The organism is Caballeronia humi, assembly GCF_001544475.1.
GTDB lineage: Bacteria > Pseudomonadota > Gammaproteobacteria > Burkholderiales > Burkholderiaceae > Caballeronia > Caballeronia humi.
This window is the reverse complement of sequence record NZ_FCNW02000186.1, coordinates 1-1,258: the sequence shown is the minus strand read 5'-3', so window position 1 is coordinate 1,258 and position 1,258 is coordinate 1. Positions and strand designations below refer to the sequence as shown.

Genomic DNA, 1,258 nt, shown 5'->3' with positions numbered 1-1,258 from the left:
CCTGTGGTTGTATCGCCGCACCCACCAATGGGTCAGATTAGGCCCAGTGAATGCGTTCTCGAAGAAAATTCTTTATACATCCATCGGTCGTTTCATCAAACGACATCATCTGCTGGGCGACGACGCAGGCGCGCAGTCTGACGGCCAAGTCCCGCTCGCGTTATCTGTCATGCGGCTACGAAAGACGTTTGCATCGCGGGTATGGAATCTAACAGGTGGCGACATTGCCATGACCGCGAACCTGCTCGGGAACCGTCCTCATGTTACGGATACCCACTACCTGGCAGTGACACCCGAGATGGTTCGTAACCACCACTTCCTCGGCAAATGTCTGGAAGTCGAGTTACGCGGGACCACAAAGGATGCGTCGACGGTAGCGCGACTGTCCAAAGAGATGCACGTCTCTGTTGACGAAGTCGAACGTATGCTCGCAGGAGAGAACAATACAGGTGTGGGTCGATGCTCTTCACCGCTCGAAGGCCGATATGCACCCAAAGACGGTCACACCGCGTGTTCGGCCTTTTTACACTGCTTCCGATGTCCTAACCAGGTCGTCATGGAAAGTGACTTATACCGCATGTACAGCTTCTACTGGCTGCTGGTGAAGGAAAGAAACTTGATCGGCAGGAATCAGTGGCAGAAGGTCTACGGATGGGTGATCAAGGAGATCGACCGGGTCATTGCGCCACACTTCTCCGCTTCAGTCATGAAGCAGGCGAAGGAAAAGGCGTACGCCGATCCTCATCCAATGTGGCGTGATCGATCGATGCTACTTGGGCACAACCATGGCTAAACCGACCCATCATCTTGTTGACCTGACTTCAACCAGTGATGAAGACCTGATTCAGACCGTCATCAGCCGGCAGGGAAACACGATCGTATCCCGCTACGGCGACGAAATCTGGAACCTCGCACCCTATATTGCGCCAAGGAATACGATGGAAGTCCGAATCGTGTTCTCTTACAGGTTCAGGACGGGTGATCGGCTTACGGATTCTTCCAACGCGCGGTTGCTGGCATCGGCAAAACGCTTTCTGTACACACGATGGCGTGTAGCGAGTGGAAAACGTGGCAGGCCCGCCTCGGCAACTACGCTCGTCGCGAACTGGACTCAGATCAGGAAACTAATTGCGTGGATGATAGAGGAACAATTGGCGGACTTCAGCCAGCTGACGCCAGATCACTGTGCCCGCTTTGCCTCAAGCCTCGTTGGGAAGCTGCAGCCCTCGACGATTGCCGGTATTCTCAGCACGATCAC

Annotated in this window: 2 pseudogenes; both read left to right on the top strand. The window is 54.5% G+C overall.

Going from position 1 to position 1,258, the window contains the following annotated elements:
• A pseudogene (locus AWB65_RS36165) lies at positions 1 to 793 on the top strand (integrase); the annotation flags it as partial.
• A pseudogene (locus AWB65_RS34930) lies at positions 786 to 1,258 on the top strand (integrase); the annotation flags it as partial. The pseudogenes AWB65_RS36165 and AWB65_RS34930, both read left to right, overlap by 8 nt.